Below are 18,950 nucleotides of genomic sequence, written 5' to 3' on the forward strand. Positions count from 1 at the left end.
TTTTATGGCCGCCATGTTCTCACTCGAAGCGCTCAACCCCGGCGTTCGGTTGCGCGAGGTTTTTGGCTGGGCCATGTACGACTTTGCCAACTCGGGCTACACCACCGTCGTCATCACGGCCGTGTTTGCAGCCTATTTTGTGGGCGGGGTCGCTGGCAGTGCACCTTGGGCCACACTGGCCTGGACCTCCGGCCTGAGCCTGTCGTATTTGATCGTCATGCTCACCATGCCTGGCTTGGGGGCGTGGGCTGACCGTGTGGCAGGCAAACGGCGTTTGCTCATGTGGGTCACGGCCGGTTGCGTGCTCAGCACCGCGGCTTTAGCCCTGGTGGGGCCCGGGCAGGTCGCTTTGGGCTTGCTGATTCTGGTCATCTCCAACACGTTCTTTTCTTATGGCGAGTCCTTGACCGCTTCTTTTTTGCCCGAACTGGCCAAACCGCAGGCCATGGGGCGCGTGAGTGGTTGGGGGTGGGCTTTGGGCTACATTGGCGGCATGCTCACACTGGGCGTGTGCTTGGCCTATGTGTTGGCAGCTCAGGCGCGTGGTGAGTCGGGCAGCCAATTTGTGCCTGTGACGATGCTGATCACGGCCTTGGTTTATGGCCTTGCGGCCTGCGTGACCTTTACCTTGATGCGAGAACACGCACAGCCTCGGCCGGATGCGCCGGTCGTGGGCATGCTGAAAAGCCTGCAAGGCTTGGCGCAAACATTCCGCGATGCGCGCCCCTACCAGGACTTCACCAGATTGATGGCCTGCGCGGTGGCTTACCAAGGCGGGGTGGCGGTGGCGATTTCCTTGGCGGCCATTTATGCCGAGCAAGTGATCGGGTTTCAGCCACAGGAAACCATGGTCCTGATTTTTGTATTGAACATCGCAGCCTTTGTGGGCGCTTTTGTCTTCGGTTACGTACAAGACCGCATTGGCCACAAACTGGCGCTGTCCCTGACTTTGCTGGGCTGGATTTTGACCTGTGTGATCGCCGCTTTGTCGAGCACCAAAGAGGTGTTCTGGTGGGCTGCGGCGATTGCCGGAGTGTGCATGGGCTCCAGCCAGTCGTCTGGCCGTGCCATGGCCGGGCTGATGGTTCCCCCAGCGCGCTTGGGGGAGTTTTTTGGTTTGTGGACGTTCGCGATCCGTCTGGCCAGCATATTGGGCCCTTTGAGCTATGGCCTCATCACTTGGCTGAGCGGTGGCAACCAGCGGATTGCCATTGGCTCGACTTCCTTGCTCTTTGTGCTGGGGCTGGCCTTGCTCATGCCGGTCAATGTGGCGCGCGGGCACCGCATGGCGATGGGGCAGGGCTGATCAAACGTGGTTGTCTGCCCGGTGACAGGCGGCGTGGGGCAGACCTAGCCAGCGTTGCGCTGCCGCTTGAAGGCTGGTCAAGTCACCATTTGTCATGAGGCGGATGCGGGCGCTCAAGGTGTGTGGCCCCGGGCCATTTCTGAGCATGGTAGCTGCCTCCAGCAATCGGCGGGTTTGCCTGGCCACGGGCTCGCCGGTTGAAACCAGATGAATCTGCGGGCCGAGCAATTCGCGCAAAGCATGCTCGGCAAATACATAGTGGGTACAGCCCAACACCAGGGTGTCCATCTGCCCAGGGGCTGGGCCAAATTCGCCCATTGCCCGCGTGTAGTCCTGCAGCAGTTCCGTGATGCGCTGTGTCGCTTGGGCTGCGGTTGCCTGGTGGGTGCTTTGCTCGATGGCCAGCGCCAGCCCGTTGCAAGGCTGAACGGTGAAGTGGGCCTGGTCTTGCAGGCTGGCCAACAGACGGTGGAACTTGTCGCTGATGAGTGTGCCCCGTGTGCCGATCACGCCAATGTGTCCTGTTTGGCTCAGTTGCAATGCAGGCTTCAGGGCGGGTTCCACACCGATGAGGATCAAATGAGGGTGTTGCACCCTGAGCTCATGAATGGCCGCCGCCGTGGCTGTGTTGCAGGCCACCACCAGGGCTTTGATGTGGTGTTGCTTGATCAGGTGGTCGGCAATGGTCAGGCTGCGCTGGCGCACAAAAAGATCGCTTTTTTCGCCGTAAGGCGCATGCCCGCTGTCAGCCCAGTAGACGAAATGCTCCGCCGGTAAAGCCGCCTGCAAAGACTGTAAGACACTCAAGCCGCCGATGCCGCTGTCAAAAACGCCAATGGGAGATTCGGTCATGTCGTGGGCGAGGGCGGTGGAAGATTGCACAAGCAAGGCCACCGCCACATCACTTTCAGCCAGCCGTCACGCCAATGCCCTTGAACTCGCCCGTGGCGATGCGCTTTTGCCATTCGGCCGGGCCGGTGATGTGGGCGCTGGTGCCGCCCGCATCCACAGCCACCGTCACCGGCATGTCGACCACGTCGAATTCATAAATCGCTTCCATGCCCATGTCGGCAAAGCCCACCACTTTGGCGTGTTTGATGGCTTTGGACACGAGATAAGCCGCGCCGCCCACGGCCATCAGGTAGGCCGATTTGTGCTTCTTGATGGCCTCAATGGCGACCGGGCCCCGCTCGGCCTTGCCGATCATGGCGATCAGGCCAGTCTGGGCCAGCATCATTTCGGTGAAACCGTCCATGCGGGTGGCGGTGGTGGGGCCTGCGGGGCCCACGGCTTCGTCGCCCACCGGGTCAACAGGGCCCACGTAATAGATCACGCGGTTCTTGAAGTCCACGGGCAGGGGCTCGCCTTTGGCCAGCATGTCCTGAATGCGCTTGTGCGCAGCATCGCGGCCCGTCAGCATCTTGCCGTTGAGCAGCAAGGTTTGGCCGGGTTTCCAGGCAGCGACTTGCTCAGGTGTGAGGCTGTTCAGGTCCACGCGCTGGCTCTTTTCGGTGTCGGCTGTCCAGCCCACGTTGGGCCACAGGTCCAGCGATGGCGCTTCAAGGTACGAGGGGCCGGAGCCGTCCAGCACAAAGTGCGCATGGCGGGTGGCTGCGCAGTTGGGGATCATGGCCACGGGCTTGCTGGCCGCGTGGGTGGGGTACATCTTGATCTTGATGTCGAGCACGGTGGTCAGACCGCCCAGTCCCTGCGCGCCAATGCCCAGGGCGTTGACCTTGTGGTACAGCTCCAGGCGCATTTCTTCGACCTGGTCGAGCTTCTCGCCTTTGCTTGATTTTTCGAGCAACTGGTACATGTTCAGGTCGTCCATCAGGCTCTCTTTGGCCAAGAGCACGGCTTTTTCAGCGGTGCCGCCGATGCCGATGCCCAGCATGCCGGGCGGGCACCAGCCTGCGCCCATGGTGGGCACGGTTTTGAGCACCCAGTCAACGATGCTGTCGCCGGGGTTGAGCATGATCATCTTGGATTTGTTCTCGCTGCCGCCGCCTTTGGCCGCCACGGTCACATGCACATGGTGGCCGGGCACGATCTTGGTGAAGATCACGGCAGGGGTGTTGTCCTTGGTGTTTTTGCGGTTGAAGTGTGGGTCAGACACGACGGATGCGCGCAGTGTGTTGTCGGGGTGGTTGTAGCCACGGCGCACGCCTTCGTTGATGGCGTCTTCCAGACTGCCGGTGAAGCCATCAAACTTCACATCCATGCCGACTTCAAGGAACACGTTGACGATGCCAGTGTCCTGGCAAATCGGGCGGTGGCCGAAGGCGCTCATCTTGCTGTTGGTCAGGATTTGCGCAATCGCGTCTTTTGCAGCAGGGCTTTGCTCGCGCTCATAGGCGCTGGCCAGATGCGAGATGAAGTCAGCCGGGTGGTAGTAGCTGATGTACTGCAGCGCGGCGGCGACGGATTCGATCAGATCGTCTTGTTTGATCAGGGTGGTCATGGTGTGGGAGTCCAGTGAAGAGTCAAAAAATAAAGGGGTTCAGTGGTCAGCTTTGTCGTGGTGTGACATCAGGCGGTCGGCATAGGCAATGGCAATGGCACTGAGCAAGAAAGCGATGTGGATGATGGTTTGCCACATCAGCACTTTCTCGTCGTAGTTGGCGGCGTTGATGAAGGTCTTGAGCAGGTGAATGGAGCTGATGCCGATGATGGCCGTGCCCAGCTTGACCTTGAGTACCGAAGCGTTCACATGGTCCAGCCATTCGGGTTGATCGGGGTGGCCTTCGAGGTTCAGGCGCGAGACAAAAGTTTCGTAGCCGCCCACGATGACCATGATCAGCAGGTTGGAGATCATGACCACGTCGATCAAGCCCAGGACGACCAGCATGATCACGGTCTCGTTGAGCGTGGTGATGGGTGCAGTGGTTTTGTAGCCAATGCCCGTGATGAGTGCTTGCAGTGCGGGCTGACTGCCAAAAGCGGCTTCCAGCAGGTGCACCAGCTCAACCCAAAAATGGAAGACGTACACCGCTTGCGCTGCGATCAGGCCCAGATACAAGGGTAATTGCAGCCATCGGCTGGCAAAAATGAAGCTGTTCAAAGAGCTCAAAGAACTTTTTTGCTCGGGGGGGTGTTTTGACATGGCTTTCCTGAAATTTTCCTGAAACGGCAGGCTTTGGGCAAACCCGGATTTTAGGCGGTAGAACACCCGTTAAAACGCATGCCCATGCAAGTCTGATGTCAGTCAGTGCTTTGTAAGAGCGAAAGCCGACATTTGCACCAGTTTTGAAAACGCCATGTCATTGAGGAGACAAATCAGATGAGTTCCAACATTTACCAACCCAGCGCAGATTTCGTTAAAAACGCCAACGTCTCCGGTATGGCGGCTTACGAAGCCCTGTGCAAAGAAGCCGAAACCGATTACCAGGGTTTCTGGGGCCGTCTGGCCAAAGAGCTGATCACCTGGAAGACGCCCTTCACCAAGGTGCTCGACGAGTCCAATGCGCCTTTCTTCAAGTGGTTTGAAGACGGCACCCTGAACGTGTCCTACAACTGCCTTGACCGCAACATCGAAAAAGGCCTGGGCGACAAGACCGCCATCATCTTTGAAGCCGACGGCGGCGAAGTGACCAAGGTCACCTACAGCCAGCTGCTGGCCAAGACCTGCCAATACGCCAACGCCTTGAAGAGCCTGGGCATCAAAAAAGGTGACCGCGTGGTCATCTACATCTCCATGTCGATCGACGGCGTGGCCGCCATGCAAGCTTGCGCCCGCATCGGCGCTACCCACTCGGTGGTGTTCGGTGGCTTCTCGGCCCAGTCCCTGCGTGATCGCATTGAAGACACCGGCGCTGTCGCAGTCATCACCGCTGACCACCAGGTGCGCGGTGGCAAGCAATTGCCTTTGAAGTCCATCGTCGACGAAGCCCTGGCTTTGGGTGGCTGCGACACCATCAAAAACGTGTTGGTCGTCAAGCGCTCGGGCGCTGACATCGCCATGACCGCAGGCCGTGACCTGTGGATGGCCGACGTGGCCGACAAACAAGCCACCACCTGCGAGCCAGAGTGGGTGAGCGCTGAACACCCCTTGTTCTTGCTCTACACCTCGGGCTCTACCGGCAAACCCAAAGGCGTGCAACACAGCACCGGCGGCTATCTGCTGCACGCGGCGCTGACCACCAAGTGGACCTTCGACCTGAAGGCCGACGACGTGTTCTGGTGCACTGCCGACATCGGCTGGGTCACTGGCCACACCTACATCACCTACGGCCCCCTGGCTTTGGGCGGCACCGAGATCGTGTTCGAGGGCGTGCCCACATACCCCGACGCTGGCCGCTTCTGGAAGATGATCCAGGACCACAAAGTCTCGATCTTCTACACCGCGCCGACTGCCATCCGTTCGCTCATCAAAGCCGCGGAAGCCAACGACGCTGTGCACCCCAAGAGCTACGACCTGTCGAGCCTGCGTTTGCTGGGCTCGGTCGGCGAGCCGATCAACCCCGCTGCATGGGAGTGGTACTACCAGCACGTGGGCGGCAGCCGTTGCCCCATCGTGGACACCTTCTGGCAGACCGAAACCGGTGGCCACATGATCACCCCGCTGCCTGGTGTGACCCCCATGGTGCCTGGTTCGTGCACACTGCCGTTCCCCGGCATCCAGGCCGCCATCGTGAGCGAAACCGGTGACGACATGCCCAATGGCCAAGGCGGTATCCTGGTCGTCAAGCGCCCATGGCCTTCCATGATCCGCAACATCTGGGGCGACCCCGAGCGTTTCAAGAAGAGCTACTACCCTGAAGACTTCAAGGGCAAGTACTACCTGGCGGGCGACGGCGCGATCCGCGACGAGAAAACCGGTTACTTCACCATCACCGGCCGCATCGACGACGTGCTGAACGTCTCCGGTCACCGCATGGGCACGATGGAAATCGAATCGGCCCTGGTCAGCTGCACCGAGCTGGTGGCCGAAGCCGCCGTGGTGGGCCGCCCTGACGACACCACCGGTGAAGCGATTTGCGCCTTCGTGGTGCTCAAGCGCGCCTTGCCCAACACCGACGAAGGCAAAGCCATCGCCAAGCAATTGCGCGACCACATCGCCAAAGAAATCGGCCCCATCGCCAAACCCAAAGACATCCGCTTTGGCGAGAACCTGCCCAAGACCCGCTCGGGCAAGATCATGCGCCGCCTGCTGCGCTCGCTGGCCAAAGGCGAAGAGATCACGCAAGACATCTCGACACTTGAGAACCCCGGCATCTTGAGCCAGTTGGGTCAGGCTTACTGAGCCTGGAACCGGGTCACAAAAAAACGGCAGCCTAGGCTGCCGTTTTTTGTTTGATCCGAGCCTTTAGGCTCGATAAAAAGCCATTGATTGGCTTTTAGGACTTGATGCCCAATCCCAACTTTTCAATCAGCCGCTTTTCCTTCACATAGCTGGCCAAAATGAACTGGGTGTAAGCCTCGCTGTCCATATAGATCACGGGTTGGTCGTATTTTTCGAAGGCTGCGATCACGCCAGGATCGCTCAAGGTTTTTTTGAAGCCGTCTTGCAGCTTTTGCACCACTTTGGGGTCCATGCCCCGTGGGCCAGCAATGCCGAAAGGCGAATCAGACACGGTGTCGTAGCCCAGCTCGTTGAGCGTGGGCACGTTGGGCCAGCGCTTGGTGCGTTTGCTGCCGTAAGTGGCCAGTAGTCGCATCGTGCCCGCCTCGACGTGGGGCGCCCAGCCCGTGGCGTCGCTGTGGGCGTCAATGTGGCCACCCAGCAGGGCCTGCAGGCCGTCCGAGCTGCCCTTGAAGGGCACATGGGTGAGCTGTATGCCCGCCTTGTTGGCGAACTCTTCGACCGCCAAGTGTGGCGTGGTGCCGTTGCCTGTTGAGCCGTAGTTGAATTTTCCAGGGTTGGCTTTGGCGTAATTGACCAGATCCTTGATGGATTTGATGGGCGAGTTGGCCTTGACCACGATGCCAAAGGTGTAGCCCGTCAAGCAAGCGATGTAGGTGAAATCCTTGAGCGGATCGAACTGCATTTTTTGCATGTGCGGCAGGCGGGCCACACCAATCGTGATTTGCGACAGGGTGTAGCCGTCCGGCGCAGCCTTGACCAGTTCATTGGGGCCCAGCATGCCGCTGGCACCAGGCTTGTTGTCGATGACCACTTGCTGGCCCAATACTTTGGTGGCTGCATCAGCCAAAGCACGCATCACGATGTCGCTGGAGCCGCCTGCAGGCCAAGGGCAAATCAACTTCAAGGGGCGTGTCGGAAAGGCTTGTGCCTGGGCCAGTGTGGGCAGGGCCAACGTGGCGGCTGAGGCGATACCGCTGTGCACAAATTGGCGGCGTGTGGTGTCGTTGAATTTCACAAGTCTCTCCTGATCGATGATTCAACGCTCAGTATGGACGCAGACCCGGCGCAACCACATCGGGAATTCCCGCACAGGGTCGCGTGGGAGACCTGTTGGCTGATCAGTCGCCCAACACCACACCCTCGCGCCGTGGATCGGCTCCGCCAAACCAGCCAGTGGGCGTGCGTTCAATGGCCTGCAAGCCACTGGTCATCTCCATTTCGCGCACCTCGTGTCCACGGGCTTTCAAGGCGTCGACGGTGCTGACCGGGAAGCGTTTTTCTTCGAGCAGGGTGGGGCCGTTGAGCGAGCCAAAGTTGGGCAAACTGACCGCCTGCTGCGCGTTCAGGCCCCAGTGCAAAGTGCCCGCCAGCAGCTTCGCGGTGTAGTGGATGATCAGCGCGCCGCCGGGGCTGCCGCCGCTCATGAGCAACTGGCCTGTGGTTTTGTCAAACACCAGTGTGGGGGACATGGACGAGCGAGGGCGCTTGCCGGGCTCCACCCGGTTGGCAATCGGCCGACCTTGTGGGTCCGCAGGCACAAAGCTGAAGTCGGTCAGTTCGTTGTTGAGCAAAAATCCGCCGGCACGCGCGGGGTCGGTGGTGACCATTCGCCGTGAACCAAACGCGGCTTCGATGGTGGTGGTCATGGCCACCGCCCGACCTTGTGCATCGACCACGCTGATGTGGCTCGTGCCGTATTCGGTTTGTGGCGGCATGGGGGCCCATGAGGTTTTGACGCCTGCAGGCTGGCCAGGGGTGGCGATCTTCATGGATTGGTCGCCGATCAACAGACTGCGTTGACGCAGGTAGTCGGGGGCCATCAGGCTGCGCCAGTCGCCTGCGGGGGCTGCTGCGAAGGCGGGGTCGGCCACGTACTGCGCCCGATCGGCAAAGGCCAGGCGCGAGGCCTCGGTGTAGCGGTGCAACCAGTCGGCCGATGGCAGTCCTGCTGCAAATTCGGGGCCTTGCGGTGTGGTGTTGGCCAACAAGCCCAGGATTTGCCCCATCGCGATGTGGCCCGATGAGGGCGGCGGAAAGCCGCAAATTCGATAGGTCCGCGATTGCGCGGTGTGGTCAAAACACAAGGCCTCGCGAACCTTGGGTTGGTAGTCACGCAGGTCTTGCAAGCTCAAACTGCCGGCACGCGGTGCAGATTGTGTGCGTTGGACGATGGCCTGGGCCACGGGCCCTTCGTGCAGTGCGCGGCTGCCTTCGGCGGCAATGCGGCGCAGGACATGCGCGTATTCGGGGTTGCGCAGCAGATGACCCACAGGCCACGCTTGTCCTTGTGCGTTGTAGAAAAAGCGCAAAGCCAGTGGGTCTTTTCTGAGGTGCGGGTCGGCTTGCAGCAAGGTGTTCAGGCGTGGGCTGACCTTGAAGCCTTGCTCAGCCAGCGCAATCGCTGGTTCAAAAAGGCGTGCCCAGGGCAGCGAGCCGTGCTGGCGGTGTGCAGCTTCGAGCATGCGCACGGCACCCGGAACACCCACCGCGTGGCCACTTTGCACGGCTTCGTCAAACGGCAGGGGCTTGCCATCAGAACCCAAAAACATGGGTCCTGAAGCACCTGCCGGGGCGGTTTCCCGGCCGTCATGGGCCGTGATTTTTTGGCCATCAAAGTGCATCAAAAATGCCCCGCCGCCGATGCCGCTGGACTGCGGCTCCACCAGTCCCAGCACCAGCTGCACTGCAATGGCGGCGTCCAATGCCGAGCCTCCTGCACGAAGCACCTGGTGTCCGGCATCGGTGGCCAAGGGATTGGCCGCTGCAACCGCTTGCCGTGCATAAGCCCAACCGGGCTTGTCGGTGCTGCCACTGGCTGCTTCCGGCTGCTCGGGCACGCTGTAATGCCAGGAGGTGGTGTTTGGCGGGCTGGCACAGGCGGCCAGCAGCGCCAGGGCGGCAAGGGTGATCAGGGGGCGGGTGGCTGACATGCGTGCTCCTTGGGTGCGATGCGCCATCCTAGTGCCGAAATGACAACAGGCCCCGCAGGGCCTGTTTTTTATTGAGCAGCGATAAGCCTTCAGTTCACTTCGGTGCAAGGCGGATCGCGCCATCCAGACGGATCACTTCACCGTTGAGCATGTCGTTTTCGATGATGTGTTTGGCCAGCTTGGCGTAGTCCTGGGGGGTGCCCAAACGGCTGGGGAAGGGCACGCCAGCGGCCAGTGCGTCTTGCACTTCTTGCGGCATGCCAAACAGCATGGGGGTGCCAAAGATGCCGGGGGCGATCGTCATGTTGCGGATGCCGTTGCGCGAGAGGTCGCGGGCGATCGGCAGTGTCATGCCGACCACGCCGCCTTTGGACGCGGCGTAAGCGGCCTGGCCGATCTGGCCGTCATAAGCGGCCACGCTGGCGGTGCTGATCAGCACGCCGCGCTCACCAGTGGCTTCGGGTTCGTTCTTGCACATGGCTTCCGAGGTCAGGCGGATCATGTTGAAGGTGCCCACCAGGTTGACCATGATGGTCTTCGTGTAGACGGCCAGGTTGTGCGCGCCGTTCTTGCCCACGGTTTTTTCGGCAGGGGCGATGCCTGCGCAATTGACCAAGCCCACCAGTTTGCCCATGGACACCGCCTTGGCGACCACCGCCTGGCCGTCGGCTTCGTTGCTCACGTCGCACTTGACGAATGCACCGCCCAGTTCTTTGGCGATGGCTTCGCCTTTTTCAGCTTGCATGTCGGCAATCACCACTTTGCCGCCGTTGGCCGCCAGCATGCGTGCCGTGCCTTCGCCCAGGCCCGATGCGCCGCCTGTGACGATGAAAACTTTGCCTTGAATGTCCATGTCTGACTCCTTTTTGGTTGACGTTACGTAAACGTCAATTATGCACATGAGGCCCTTGAATGACCAGCCACCGAAGACCTGGGTTAAGGGTTTTAAGGTAAGCCGACTACTTTGAAGTTTGGATATTCAAGTGTGAGACCACTGCCTAGGATGGACACCACCCGGGCAAGTTGGTCGGGCAATTTCAGTTGAGGAGAACTGCATGGTTTCCGTGACCACTTGGAATAATCAGGATCAAAGTTTGTTGTACGACGACGACAACTGGCGCAGGGCGACGCAGTTGTTGGCCACTGCCGACATCCGGGTCGGTGGTGGCAGACCTTGGGACATGCGGGTTCACCATCCCCACACGTTTGACCGCATCCTGACGCGCGGCAGTTTGGGGCTGGGTGAGAGTTATGTCGACGGCTGGTGGGATTGCGATCAGGTCGACGAATTCATCACCCGCATTTTGCGGGCCCGACTGGACGAACAGGTGGGCCGTGCAGGTTGGTTGTGGGCCGCGCTCAAAGCAAGGCTCACCAACTTGCAGTCGCAAAACAGAGCTTGGCAGGTGGGCGAGCTGCACTACGACCTGGGCAACGATTTGTACGAAGCGATGCTGGACCCTTCAATGGCCTACAGCTGCGCTTATTGGCCGCAGGCGCAAACATTGGCACAGGCGCAAGAAGCCAAGCTCGACCTGATTTGTCAAAAACTGCAACTCAAGCCCGGCATGACGCTTTTGGACATCGGTTGTGGCTGGGGCAGTTTGATGTTTTTTGCGGCAGAGCACTACGGCGCGCAATGTGTGGGGCTGACCATCTCCAAGGAGCAGGCCAAGCTGGGGACAGAAAAAGCCGGTCATTTGCCGGTGCGCTTTGAGCTGGCCGATTACCGCCAGTTCAACCCCGACAGTGCGCAGCGGTTTGACCGCATTGCTTCGGTGGGCATGTTCGAGCATGTGGGCCACAAAAATTACGCGGCTTACTTCGACATGGCGCGGCGCAGTTTGCGTGACGATGGCTTGTTTTTGCTGCACACCATTGGCAAAAACAGGGCCGGGGCCGGCATCGACTCCTGGATCGAAAAGTACATCTTCCCGAATGGGGTGCTGCCCTCGGCATCGGAAATCGCTTACTACAGCGAAGATGCTTTCGTGATGGAGGACTGGCACAACTTTGGCGAGGACTATGACAAAACCCTGATGGCTTGGCATGCCCGTTTCGAGGCCGCATGGCCTGGGCTGGAAGACCGCTACGGCGAGCGCTTTTATCGCATGTGGCGCTATTACCTGCAGTGTTGCGCAGGCACATTTCGGGCCAGAGACAACCAACTGTGGCAAGTGGTGCTGTCACCCAGCGGGCATGCCGGTGGTTACCGCAGGCCGCTGATGTGACGGCTGGTGCTCATTCGTTGTTGTTCATCTTGTGCACGAACATGCGCAAGAAGAACGCGGCCATCAACAGTGTGAACACGATCACGCCCAAGCTCATGAGGCCATAGTCGGTAGAAAACAAGTCGATCAGCATTTTCATGGGTTTTCCTTTTGAAGGTTTTGACATTTCACTGTGCACCCGAGAGACCCCGTATCCAATGATGAAGATCAAGCGATTGACACAAACACGTGTTTCAATTCAGCGTGTTCTTTTTTACAGACCTGCGGGTCGAGCCAGACATGCCTTCATTGCCACAGGGCGCATTGCCAATATCTGCCAAGCTTTTTTTGATTTTGGGCACCCTGAGCGCTTGCTCCAGCGTGGTGTTCAGTGCCGCCTTTGCGCATTTGCCCGTTTTTTCGGGGGGCATACCTGCCATGGTGCAAACCGCATTGACCCAGCAGCAATTCCACTCGCTGGGCCTGCTGCTGGTGGGTTTGGCCGTGGCACGGTTGGGTGCTTCGCGCTGGTTGCTCGTCTCAGGTGGGCTCATGCTGGTGGGGCTGGTTTTGTTCAGCTTCAACTTGTATGCCCGCAACGTGCTTGGCTTTGACACCTTCAGGGCTGCGGTGCCTTGGGGTGGTGGTGCCTGGATACTGGCGTGGCTGTTTGCTGCTGTCGGTTTTGTCCGCCGTTAAGCCTCTTTGCCGCACCTTTGAAGAGGCGATGCGGCCACACACGGTTTTCCCTATCGACACGATAGAAACAACTGATCAGTGCCAGGCTTGATTCGGATTATGATTTAGACCAATGAGTTTTCTCATTCGATAGTTTTTTTAAACCAACCCAAGGAAACACCATGTCCCTGATCAACACACAAGTTCAGCCATTCAAAACCCAAGCCTTCCACAACGGCAAATTCATCGAAGTGACCGAGCAAAGCCTCAAAGGCAAGTGGAACGTGTTCATCTTCATGCCTGCGGCTTTCACCTTCAACTGCCCTACAGAAATCGAAGACGCGGCTGACAACTACGCTGCTTTCCAGAAAGCCGGTGCCGAGGTGTACATCATCACCACCGACACCCACTTCTCGCACAAAGTCTGGCACGAGACTTCGCCTGCTGTGGGCAAAGCCAAGTTCCCATTGGTCGGCGACCCTACACACGCTCTGACACGCGCTTTTGGCGTGCACATTGATGAAGAAGGCCTGGCACTGCGCGGCACCTTCATCATCAACCCCGAGCTGACGATCAAGACCCTGGAAATCCACTCCAACGAAATCGCCCGTGACGTGTCCGAGACCCTGCGCAAGCTGACTGCTGCCCAGTACACCGCCGCCAACCCCGGCCAAGTGTGCCCCGCCAAGTGGAAAGAAGGCGCCAAGACTTTGGCTCCTTCCATCGACCTGGTCGGCAAGATCTAAATCTTGACCCAAGCCCTGTTTACAGGGCTTTCAACACCCTGCAACGCAGGGCGTTGAGCACAGCGCAACAAGGCCACCCGCCTAGTGTGCGCTGTCCTCAACGATTCCCCCAAAACTTTTTTTCCGAGGCCCCGCCACAAGCGGGACCTTGGATGTGTGCAGCCCGAAACAGGAGAAAACCATGCTCGACGACACCCTCAAAGCCCAATTGCAACAATACCTTGGCTTGCTGCGCCAGCCGATCCGCCTGATCGCCTCGCTGGACGACAGCGAAACCGGCACCGACATGAAGAGCCTGTTGGAAACCATCGTCGGCCTGTCGGACAAGGTCACGCTGGACACCTTGGGCAACGATGCGCGCAAGCCGTCTTTTGTGGTCGCCCGTGAGGGTGAAGCTCAAGGCGTGCGCTTTGCCGGCCTGCCGCTCGGCCACGAGTTCACCTCGCTGGTGCTGGCCTTGCTGTGGACGGGTGGCCACCCGCCCAAGGTCGAGCCCGAAGTCATTGACAGCATCAAAGCCCTGGATGGCGACTTCAGCTTCGAGGTCTACATGTCCCTGACCTGCCACAACTGCCCGGACGTGGTGCAGGCCTTGTCGCTCATGGCCATCTTCAATCCCAAGGTCAAAACCGTGGTGATCGAAGGCGGCGCATTCCAGAAGGAAGTCGAAGAGCGCCAGATCATGGCCGTGCCCATGGTCTTTTTGAATGGGCAGGTGTTCGGCTCGGGCCGCATGAGCGTGGAAGAAATCGTGGCCAAGCTCGACACGGGCGCGGCCACCCGCGAAGCGGCCAAGTTGGATGCCAAAGACCCCTATGAAGTGCTGATCGTGGGCGGTGGCCCCGCTGGCGCGGCGGCAGCCGTGTACGCGGCCCGCAAAGGCATCCGCGTGGGCGTGGCGGCTGAGCGCTTTGGCGGTCAGACCAACGATACCATGGCCATTGAAAACTACATTTCGGTGCTGGAGACCGACGGCCCCAAGTTTGCCGCTGCCCTTGAAGCCCAAGTGCGCCACTACGGTGTGGACATCATGAATCTGCAGCGTGCCGACAAGCTGATCCCCACTGGGGCCGATGGCTTGGTGCAGGTGCAGATGGAAAACGGCGCCACGCTCAAGGCCAAGACGGTGATCCTGTCGACCGGTGCGCGTTGGCGCAATGTGAACGTGCCCGGCGAAGCCGAGTACAAAAACAAAGGCGTGGCCTACTGCCCGCACTGCGATGGCCCGCTGTTCAAGGGCAAGCGCACCGCCGTGATTGGCGGTGGCAACTCCGGCATCGAGGCGGCCATTGACCTGGCTGGCATCGTCGAGCACGTCACCGTGATCGAATTTGCCGACCAGCTCAAGGCCGACGCGGTGCTGGTGAAAAAACTGCACAGCCTGCCCAACGTGACGGTGCACACCAACGCCCAGACGACCGAGATCACTGGCGACGGCAGCAAGGTCAACGGCATCCGTTACAAGGACCGTGCGACCGGCACCGAGCACCATGTCGAATTGGCAGGTGTGTTCGTGCAAATCGGCTTGGTGCCCAACACCGAGTTCCTCAAGGGCACGGTCGAGCTCTCCAAATTTGGCGAGATCGTGGTGGACGCCAAGGGCCACACCAATGTGCCCGGCGTGTTTGCCGCGGGTGACTGCACCACCGTGCCTTACAAGCAGATCGTGATCGCCGCAGGCGAGGGCGCTAAGGCCGCATTGAGCGCCTTTGACCACCTGATCCGTTCTTGATTTTCAGGTGCGCTTAACGAAAACCGGGCTGCTGGCAGTCCGGTTTTTTGTTTTCAGCCGTCGGAGCTTCAGCTCCGACGTTGGCGGTTCAGCACAAGTCCCATGTCGGGGCTGAAGCCCGCGACCTACGGGAGGCATCTGTAGGTCGGTACCTTCAGGTCCGACGTTGTGGGCTTCGGCACAGACTACTTCGTCAAGATCAACTTGCCTTGCCGGGTGGTTTGCAATCGGTAAATCTCGCCCAAATGGCGGATGAGCACCGACGATTGGCCCGCCAGCAGATCGTGGCTTTCCACGGCGCGTGAGCCTGGGGTGGGGCTGAATGCAGCGGCGCTCACTGCTGTGCCGGTTACAGGCGTTTGCTCTTGTGCGGTGCTTGGGGGGCCATCGCCCGGCTTGCTCATCGCGTGCCGCCTTCGGTCACAAAACCGATCTTGGTCAGGCCCGAGCGCTGTGCAGCGGTCATGGCCTGGGCCACATGCTCGTAAGGCACCTTCTTGTCGCCACGGATGTACAGCTGTGGCTGCGGGTCCTTGGCGGCTTGCTCGCGCAGGGCGTCTTCCAGGGCGTCGGCGGCAATGGCTTGCTTGGCCAAAAAGAACTGGCCCTGTGCATCGACGGCCAATTGCAGGTTGTCAGGCGGTGTCTTGTCGCGGGTGCTGTTGGCGCGGGGCAACTCGACCTTGACCGCGTGCTGCACCACCGGGATGGTGATGATGAAGATGATCAAGAGCACCAGCATGACGTCCACCAGGGGCGTCATGTTGATCTCGTTCATGACCTCGTCTGGGTCTTCATGGGCTTCAAACGCCATGTTGGCCTCCGTGCTGGTGGGTCACGCGGGTGCCGGTCACGTAATAGGCATGCAGGTCGTGCGCAAAGCGGTTCATGCGGGCAATGATGAACTTGTTGCCACGCACCAAGGCGTTGTAGCCCAGCACGGCCGGAATGGCCACGGCCAGACCCAGCGCGGTCATGATCAGGGTCTCACCAATGGGGCCGGCCACCGCGTCGATGCTGGCGTTGCCGGTGGCACCGATGGACACCAGCGCGTGGTAGATGCCCCAGACCGTGCCAAACAGGCCCACAAAGGGCGCGGTCGAGCCGATGGACGCCAGGATGGCCAGGCCGTTTTGCAGGCGGCTGGTGTTGTCGTCAATGCAGTTGCGCAGGCTGCGCGTGATCCAGTCGCTGATGTCCAGCCGGTCGTGCAGCTGCTTTTGCGCGGCTTGGTGGTGCTCGGTGGCTTCTTGGCCCACTTGGGCGAGGGTGTGAAACATATTGTGCGGGCGCTGGCTGAGCACGGCCAGGCCTTCGGCCAAGCTGGTGGTATGCCAGAACTGCTCGCTGCCCAGCGCGCTTTGTTTGTGACGCCAGACGTCCAGCGCCTTGAGCACGATGACGATCCAGCTGACCATCGACATGCCCACCAGGGCGACGAGGATCAGGCGCGTGACGGCATCGCCCTGTGTCCAGATGTGGGACAGACCAAAAGAAGTGGGCATGAAAAACTCCTGTGAATGCGAATACGAAAGTGAAGGGGCGCTGGATCAGTCCAGCACAAAACGGATCGGGACGTTGAACCACATGGCTTCGGGCACACCGGCGCGTTTGCCGGGCACGTAGCGCCAGCGTTGCACGGTGGCCAGTGCCGCTTCGTCCAGTCGGCTGTAGCCGCTGGAGGTGCGGATTTCGGCCTTTTCGGCGCGGCCTTCGGTGTTGATGAACACACGCAGCACCGCCGTGCCTTGCTCGCCCATGCGGCGGCTCATGCCGGGGTACACGGGTGCAGGGTTGTTGAGGTAGTCCGCATCGCTCGAGGGCAAGACCACGGGGGCCGGTGCGGCGCTTGCCGTGCTGGGGCGCTGGTTGCCAGCGGGGGCCGCCGCTGCTGGCGCAGGCACGGTGGGCTCAGCTGTAGTCGGCGCAGCGCTGCTGACGACCGGTGTGGGCATCAGGGTGGGTGCGGGCGTCAGGGGCGTGGGTGTGCGCGGCTGGGGCAGCGTTTTCGGCTGCCTTTGGGGCCGCGGTGCAGGTGTTTCTGTTGCGGCCGGTGCATCGGTGATGACGTTGGCCATGATCAGGTGTTCGGTCTCGCCGCCGGGCACGGCGGTGCTGAGCAGGCCGGTGGCGATCAGCCAGATCAGGGCCGCATGGGCGAGCACCACCCCGGCCGTCACACGCCAGGTGCGGTGTTTCAAAAAGCGCAGGGCGCTGGTGGGCTCGGGTGCGAGGTGCATGGGGTTCACATGACAGGGAGGGCAGGGAGTGCTTGCAGGTGGCCGCGCGTGATGGCCTGCGGCGTGGGGCAGCCGCACAAGGCCAGGGTCATTTCAAATTCATCGCGCATCAGGCGCAGCACATGGGCCACGCCCCGTGCGCCCGCATGCGCCAGGCCATACAGGGCTGGGCGGCCGATCAAAGCCGCATCGGCACCCAACGCCAGGGCCTTGAAGAGGTCGGTGCCACGGCGTATGCCGCCGTCCACCAGCACCGCGCCACCCAGGGGCCGGACCACATCGCAAATGGCGGGCAGCAGTTCGGCAGTAGCAGGCAGCGTGTCCAGCACGCGCCCGCCATGGTTGCTCACGACCACGCCCGCAGCGCCGAGGGCCATGGCCTGGCGGGCGTCCCCGGGGTGGGTGATGCCCTTGAGCAGCACAGGCAAGCGGGTGTGTGCGATCAGCCATGGCACATCGGCCCAGGTGGGGGCTTGCGCGGCCAGACCGGCGCACAAACCGCTGTCGCCAGCGCTGTGTGTGGCTGTTGGCCAGTGCGGTGTGTGGATGCCTTCGGGCCAAGCCGTGCCGTGGCGGCGTTCGCGGTCGCGCACACCATGCACCGGGGCATCCACGGTCAGCACCAGCGCTTCGTAGCCAGCCGCTTCCACCTGGCCGAGCAGATCAAGCAGGGCCCCCCGGTCACTCAGCCCATACAGCTGGAACCACAAAGGCCCGCGGTCTTTTTCGGCAACAACCAGACGGGCCACCTCGGACAAGTCGGTGCTGGTCTGGTGCGACAAGACCATGCCGCAGCCTTGCGCGGCCGCTGCCAGCGCCATGCCCGATTCGCCATCGGTATGCGCCCAGCACTGGGTGGCCATGGGCGCGACCAGCAAGGGCATGGGCCAGGTTTGGCCCAGCAGCTGGCAGCGGGTGTGGCCGCCACGCAGGTCTTGCAGCACGCGGGGTGCCAGGCCCAGGCTTTGCCAGGCCTGCACATTGCTGCGCAGCGTGATCTCGTCGGCAGCACCGCCGCTGAAATACGCCCAGGCAGCGTCCGACATGGCCGCTTGCGCGGCGCGTTCGTGGTCGTGCAGGTTGACGATGGGCGTGCTCATGCCGCTTGGGCTCAGGTGTTGGCCCATTGGCGCAAGAGGTTGTGATAAACCCCGGTCAGCGCGGTGGTCTCTTCGGTCTCGCCCAGCTGCGCACGCAGCTTGAGCAGGTTCATGTCCAGGTCAAACAGGATGCGCCGCTGCTCGTCGCTGCGCACCATGCTCTCGATCCAGAAGAAGCTGGCCAGGCGCACGCCGCGTGTGACCGGCGTCACCTGGTGCACGCTGGTGCCGGGGTAGAGCACCGCATCGCCTGCCGCCAGCTTGACACCACGGCCGCCGTAGGTGTCTTGCACCAGCAACTCGCCCCCTTCGTAGTCGGCCGGGTCCGACAGGAACACGGTGCACGAGACATCGGTGCGCACCCATTCCTGGCTGCTGGCTGAGCGCAGCACGGCCCCATCGACGTGCGGGCCATAGAAGTTGCTCTCGCCACCGTAGCGGTTGAACAAGGGGTTGTAGATCTTGCGCGGCAGTGCCGCTGAAAAGAACAAGGGGTCACGTTGCAAGGCCGTGAGGATCAAGGCCTGCAGGCTGTGCGCGGCAGCGCTGCTTTGCAACAGCTGTTGGTTGTTCTTTTTCGTCAAGGCTTGCGTGCCCGCGCTGCTGCGCCCGTCGATCCACGGGGCATCCTCACCCAGCAAGGACTGGGCGGTTTGGAGTTCTTGTGGGGTCAACAGGTTTTTCAGGGGCAGCAGCATGGGGC

19 protein-coding genes are annotated in these 18,950 nt (G+C 60.9%); 6 read left to right on the top strand and 13 right to left on the bottom strand.

The genetic code is table 11. The annotated features are described in order from the left end of the window. Positions 1-4: 4 nt before the first annotated feature. On the top strand, positions 5-1,306 hold the full coding sequence (locus B9Z33_RS09605) for an MFS transporter (protein WP_108286764.1): 1,302 nt from the start codon (positions 5-7) through the stop codon (positions 1,304-1,306). Here B9Z33_RS09605 and murI read toward each other — a convergent pair whose 3' ends face one another. From murI to B9Z33_RS09620, 3 genes are read right to left on the bottom strand one after another with little or no spacing between them, the layout of a single operon-like run. Next, positions 1,307-2,158, bottom strand: a complete 852-nt coding sequence (gene murI / locus B9Z33_RS09610; protein WP_108287086.1) for a glutamate racemase — start codon at positions 2,156-2,158, stop codon at positions 1,307-1,309. Between the two features lie 55 nt (positions 2,159-2,213). Continuing rightward, positions 2,214-3,767, bottom strand: coding sequence for a fumarate hydratase (locus B9Z33_RS09615; protein WP_108286765.1), 1,554 nt, complete (start codon positions 3,765-3,767; stop codon positions 2,214-2,216). Between the two features lie 39 nt (positions 3,768-3,806). Beyond that, positions 3,807-4,409, bottom strand: a complete 603-nt coding sequence (locus B9Z33_RS09620) for a TIGR00645 family protein (RefSeq protein ID WP_108286766.1) — start codon at positions 4,407-4,409, stop codon at positions 3,807-3,809. Positions 4,410-4,586: 177 nt separating this feature from the next. Here B9Z33_RS09620 and acs point away from each other — a divergent pair, with 177 nt between their 5' ends. Beyond that, positions 4,587-6,548 (top strand): acetate--CoA ligase, encoded by a 1,962-nt coding sequence (acs, locus tag B9Z33_RS09625; RefSeq protein WP_108286767.1) that lies wholly within the window; start codon positions 4,587-4,589, stop codon positions 6,546-6,548. A 94-nt stretch (positions 6,549-6,642) separates the two neighbouring features. Here the strand turns inward: acs and B9Z33_RS09630 are convergent, their stop codons facing one another. From B9Z33_RS09630 to B9Z33_RS09640, 3 genes are all read right to left on the bottom strand, one after another. Then, positions 6,643-7,626, bottom strand: a complete 984-nt coding sequence (locus B9Z33_RS09630; RefSeq protein ID WP_233252783.1) for a tripartite tricarboxylate transporter substrate binding protein — start codon at positions 7,624-7,626, stop codon at positions 6,643-6,645. A 103-nt stretch (positions 7,627-7,729) separates the two neighbouring features. Next, positions 7,730-9,541, bottom strand: coding sequence for a gamma-glutamyltransferase family protein (locus B9Z33_RS09635; RefSeq protein ID WP_199220320.1), 1,812 nt, complete (start codon positions 9,539-9,541; stop codon positions 7,730-7,732). A gap of 94 nt (positions 9,542-9,635) precedes the next feature. Beyond that, on the bottom strand, positions 9,636-10,394 hold the full coding sequence (locus B9Z33_RS09640) for a 3-hydroxyacyl-CoA dehydrogenase (RefSeq protein WP_108286770.1): 759 nt from the start codon (positions 10,392-10,394) through the stop codon (positions 9,636-9,638). A gap of 202 nt (positions 10,395-10,596) precedes the next feature. Between B9Z33_RS09640 and cfa the strand changes: the two genes are divergently transcribed. After that, on the top strand, positions 10,597-11,772 hold the full coding sequence (gene cfa, locus B9Z33_RS09645; protein ID WP_108286771.1) for a cyclopropane fatty acyl phospholipid synthase: 1,176 nt from the start codon (positions 10,597-10,599) through the stop codon (positions 11,770-11,772). Between the two features lie 10 nt (positions 11,773-11,782). Here cfa and B9Z33_RS09650 read toward each other — a convergent pair whose 3' ends face one another. Next, positions 11,783-11,911 carry a DUF3149 domain-containing protein gene (locus B9Z33_RS09650; protein WP_199220321.1) on the bottom strand — a complete coding sequence of 43 codons (129 nt, stop codon included), beginning with the start codon at positions 11,909-11,911 and terminating at the stop codon, positions 11,783-11,785. Positions 11,912-12,051: 140 nt separating this feature from the next. Here B9Z33_RS09650 and B9Z33_RS09655 point away from each other — a divergent pair, with 140 nt between their 5' ends. The 3 genes from B9Z33_RS09655 (at position 12,052) to ahpF (ending at position 14,907) form a co-directional block, all read left to right on the top strand. Beyond that, positions 12,052-12,450, top strand: coding sequence for a DUF423 domain-containing protein (locus tag B9Z33_RS09655; protein ID WP_146183850.1), 399 nt, complete (start codon positions 12,052-12,054; stop codon positions 12,448-12,450). Positions 12,451-12,611: 161 nt separating this feature from the next. Beyond that, positions 12,612-13,175, top strand: a complete 564-nt coding sequence (ahpC, locus tag B9Z33_RS09660; protein ID WP_108286773.1) for an alkyl hydroperoxide reductase subunit C — start codon at positions 12,612-12,614, stop codon at positions 13,173-13,175. Positions 13,176-13,356: 181 nt separating this feature from the next. Further along, the gene (gene ahpF, locus B9Z33_RS09665; RefSeq protein ID WP_108287088.1) at positions 13,357-14,907 is read left to right on the top strand and encodes an alkyl hydroperoxide reductase subunit F; all 1,551 of its coding nucleotides are present in this window, start codon (positions 13,357-13,359) and stop codon (positions 14,905-14,907) included. A gap of 185 nt (positions 14,908-15,092) precedes the next feature. Here the strand turns inward: ahpF and B9Z33_RS09670 are convergent, their stop codons facing one another. Genes B9Z33_RS09670 through B9Z33_RS09695 form a run of 6 tightly spaced genes read right to left on the bottom strand, consistent with a single transcriptional unit; the run spans position 15,093 to position 18,945 of the window. After that, the gene (locus B9Z33_RS09670; protein WP_108286774.1) at positions 15,093-15,311 is read right to left on the bottom strand and encodes a hemin uptake protein HemP; all 219 of its coding nucleotides are present in this window, start codon (positions 15,309-15,311) and stop codon (positions 15,093-15,095) included. Beyond that, positions 15,308-15,721 carry a biopolymer transporter ExbD gene (locus B9Z33_RS09675; protein WP_108286775.1) on the bottom strand — a complete coding sequence of 138 codons (414 nt, stop codon included), beginning with the start codon at positions 15,719-15,721 and terminating at the stop codon, positions 15,308-15,310. Before B9Z33_RS09675 ends, B9Z33_RS09670 begins: the two co-directional genes overlap by 4 nt. Further along, entirely contained in the window at positions 15,711-16,412 is a 702-nt protein-coding gene (locus B9Z33_RS09680; RefSeq protein ID WP_108286776.1) for a MotA/TolQ/ExbB proton channel family protein, read from the bottom strand. The genes B9Z33_RS09675 and B9Z33_RS09680 overlap by 11 nt, the downstream gene beginning before the upstream one ends. Positions 16,413-16,457: 45 nt before the next feature. Then, a complete protein-coding gene (locus tag B9Z33_RS09685; RefSeq protein ID WP_108286777.1) occupies positions 16,458-17,147 on the bottom strand; it encodes an energy transducer TonB in 690 nt (229 codons plus the stop codon). 5 nt (positions 17,148-17,152) lie between these two features. After that, positions 17,153-18,247 carry an alpha-hydroxy acid oxidase gene (locus tag B9Z33_RS09690; protein ID WP_233252784.1) on the bottom strand — a complete coding sequence of 365 codons (1,095 nt, stop codon included), beginning with the start codon at positions 18,245-18,247 and terminating at the stop codon, positions 17,153-17,155. A gap of 11 nt (positions 18,248-18,258) precedes the next feature. Continuing rightward, positions 18,259-18,945 (bottom strand): Fe2+-dependent dioxygenase, encoded by a 687-nt coding sequence (locus B9Z33_RS09695; RefSeq protein ID WP_108286779.1) that lies wholly within the window; start codon positions 18,943-18,945, stop codon positions 18,259-18,261. Positions 18,946-18,950 lie beyond the last annotated feature (5 nt).

It is taken from the genome of Limnohabitans sp. T6-20, from assembly GCF_003063505.1.
In the GTDB taxonomy this organism is placed as follows: domain Bacteria; phylum Pseudomonadota; class Gammaproteobacteria; order Burkholderiales; family Burkholderiaceae_C; genus Limnohabitans_A.

Excerpts from the sequence above, each read along its gene's own strand:
- B9Z33_RS09675 (WP_108286775.1), bottom strand. The coding sequence starts at position 15,721 with ATGGCGTTTGAAGCCCATGAAGACCCAGACGAGGTCATGAACGAGATC.
- B9Z33_RS09670 (WP_108286774.1), bottom strand. The coding sequence starts at position 15,311 with ATGAGCAAGCCGGGCGATGGCCCCCCAAGCACCGCACAAGAGCAAACG.
- murI (WP_108287086.1), bottom strand. The coding sequence starts at position 2,158 with ATGACCGAATCTCCCATTGGCGTTTTTGACAGCGGCATCGGCGGCTTG.
- B9Z33_RS09685 (WP_108286777.1), bottom strand. The coding sequence starts at position 17,147 with ATGCACCTCGCACCCGAGCCCACCAGCGCCCTGCGCTTTTTGAAACAC.
- B9Z33_RS09605 (WP_108286764.1), top strand. The coding sequence starts at position 5 with ATGGCCGCCATGTTCTCACTCGAAGCGCTCAACCCCGGCGTTCGGTTG.
- ahpF (WP_108287088.1), top strand. The coding sequence starts at position 13,357 with ATGCTCGACGACACCCTCAAAGCCCAATTGCAACAATACCTTGGCTTG.
- acs (WP_108286767.1), top strand. The coding sequence starts at position 4,587 with ATGAGTTCCAACATTTACCAACCCAGCGCAGATTTCGTTAAAAACGCC.
- B9Z33_RS09655 (WP_146183850.1), top strand. The coding sequence starts at position 12,052 with ATGCCTTCATTGCCACAGGGCGCATTGCCAATATCTGCCAAGCTTTTT.
- B9Z33_RS09620 (WP_108286766.1), bottom strand. The coding sequence starts at position 4,409 with ATGTCAAAACACCCCCCCGAGCAAAAAAGTTCTTTGAGCTCTTTGAAC.
- B9Z33_RS09695 (WP_108286779.1), bottom strand. The coding sequence starts at position 18,945 with ATGCTGCTGCCCCTGAAAAACCTGTTGACCCCACAAGAACTCCAAACC.
- B9Z33_RS09640 (WP_108286770.1), bottom strand. The coding sequence starts at position 10,394 with ATGGACATTCAAGGCAAAGTTTTCATCGTCACAGGCGGCGCATCGGGC.
- B9Z33_RS09650 (WP_199220321.1), bottom strand. The coding sequence starts at position 11,911 with ATGAAAATGCTGATCGACTTGTTTTCTACCGACTATGGCCTCATGAGC.
- B9Z33_RS09635 (WP_199220320.1), bottom strand. The coding sequence starts at position 9,541 with ATGTCAGCCACCCGCCCCCTGATCACCCTTGCCGCCCTGGCGCTGCTG.
- cfa (WP_108286771.1), top strand. The coding sequence starts at position 10,597 with ATGGTTTCCGTGACCACTTGGAATAATCAGGATCAAAGTTTGTTGTAC.
- B9Z33_RS09690 (WP_233252784.1), bottom strand. The coding sequence starts at position 18,247 with ATGAGCACGCCCATCGTCAACCTGCACGACCACGAACGCGCCGCGCAA.
- B9Z33_RS09680 (WP_108286776.1), bottom strand. The coding sequence starts at position 16,412 with ATGCCCACTTCTTTTGGTCTGTCCCACATCTGGACACAGGGCGATGCC.
- ahpC (WP_108286773.1), top strand. The coding sequence starts at position 12,612 with ATGTCCCTGATCAACACACAAGTTCAGCCATTCAAAACCCAAGCCTTC.
- B9Z33_RS09615 (WP_108286765.1), bottom strand. The coding sequence starts at position 3,767 with ATGACCACCCTGATCAAACAAGACGATCTGATCGAATCCGTCGCCGCC.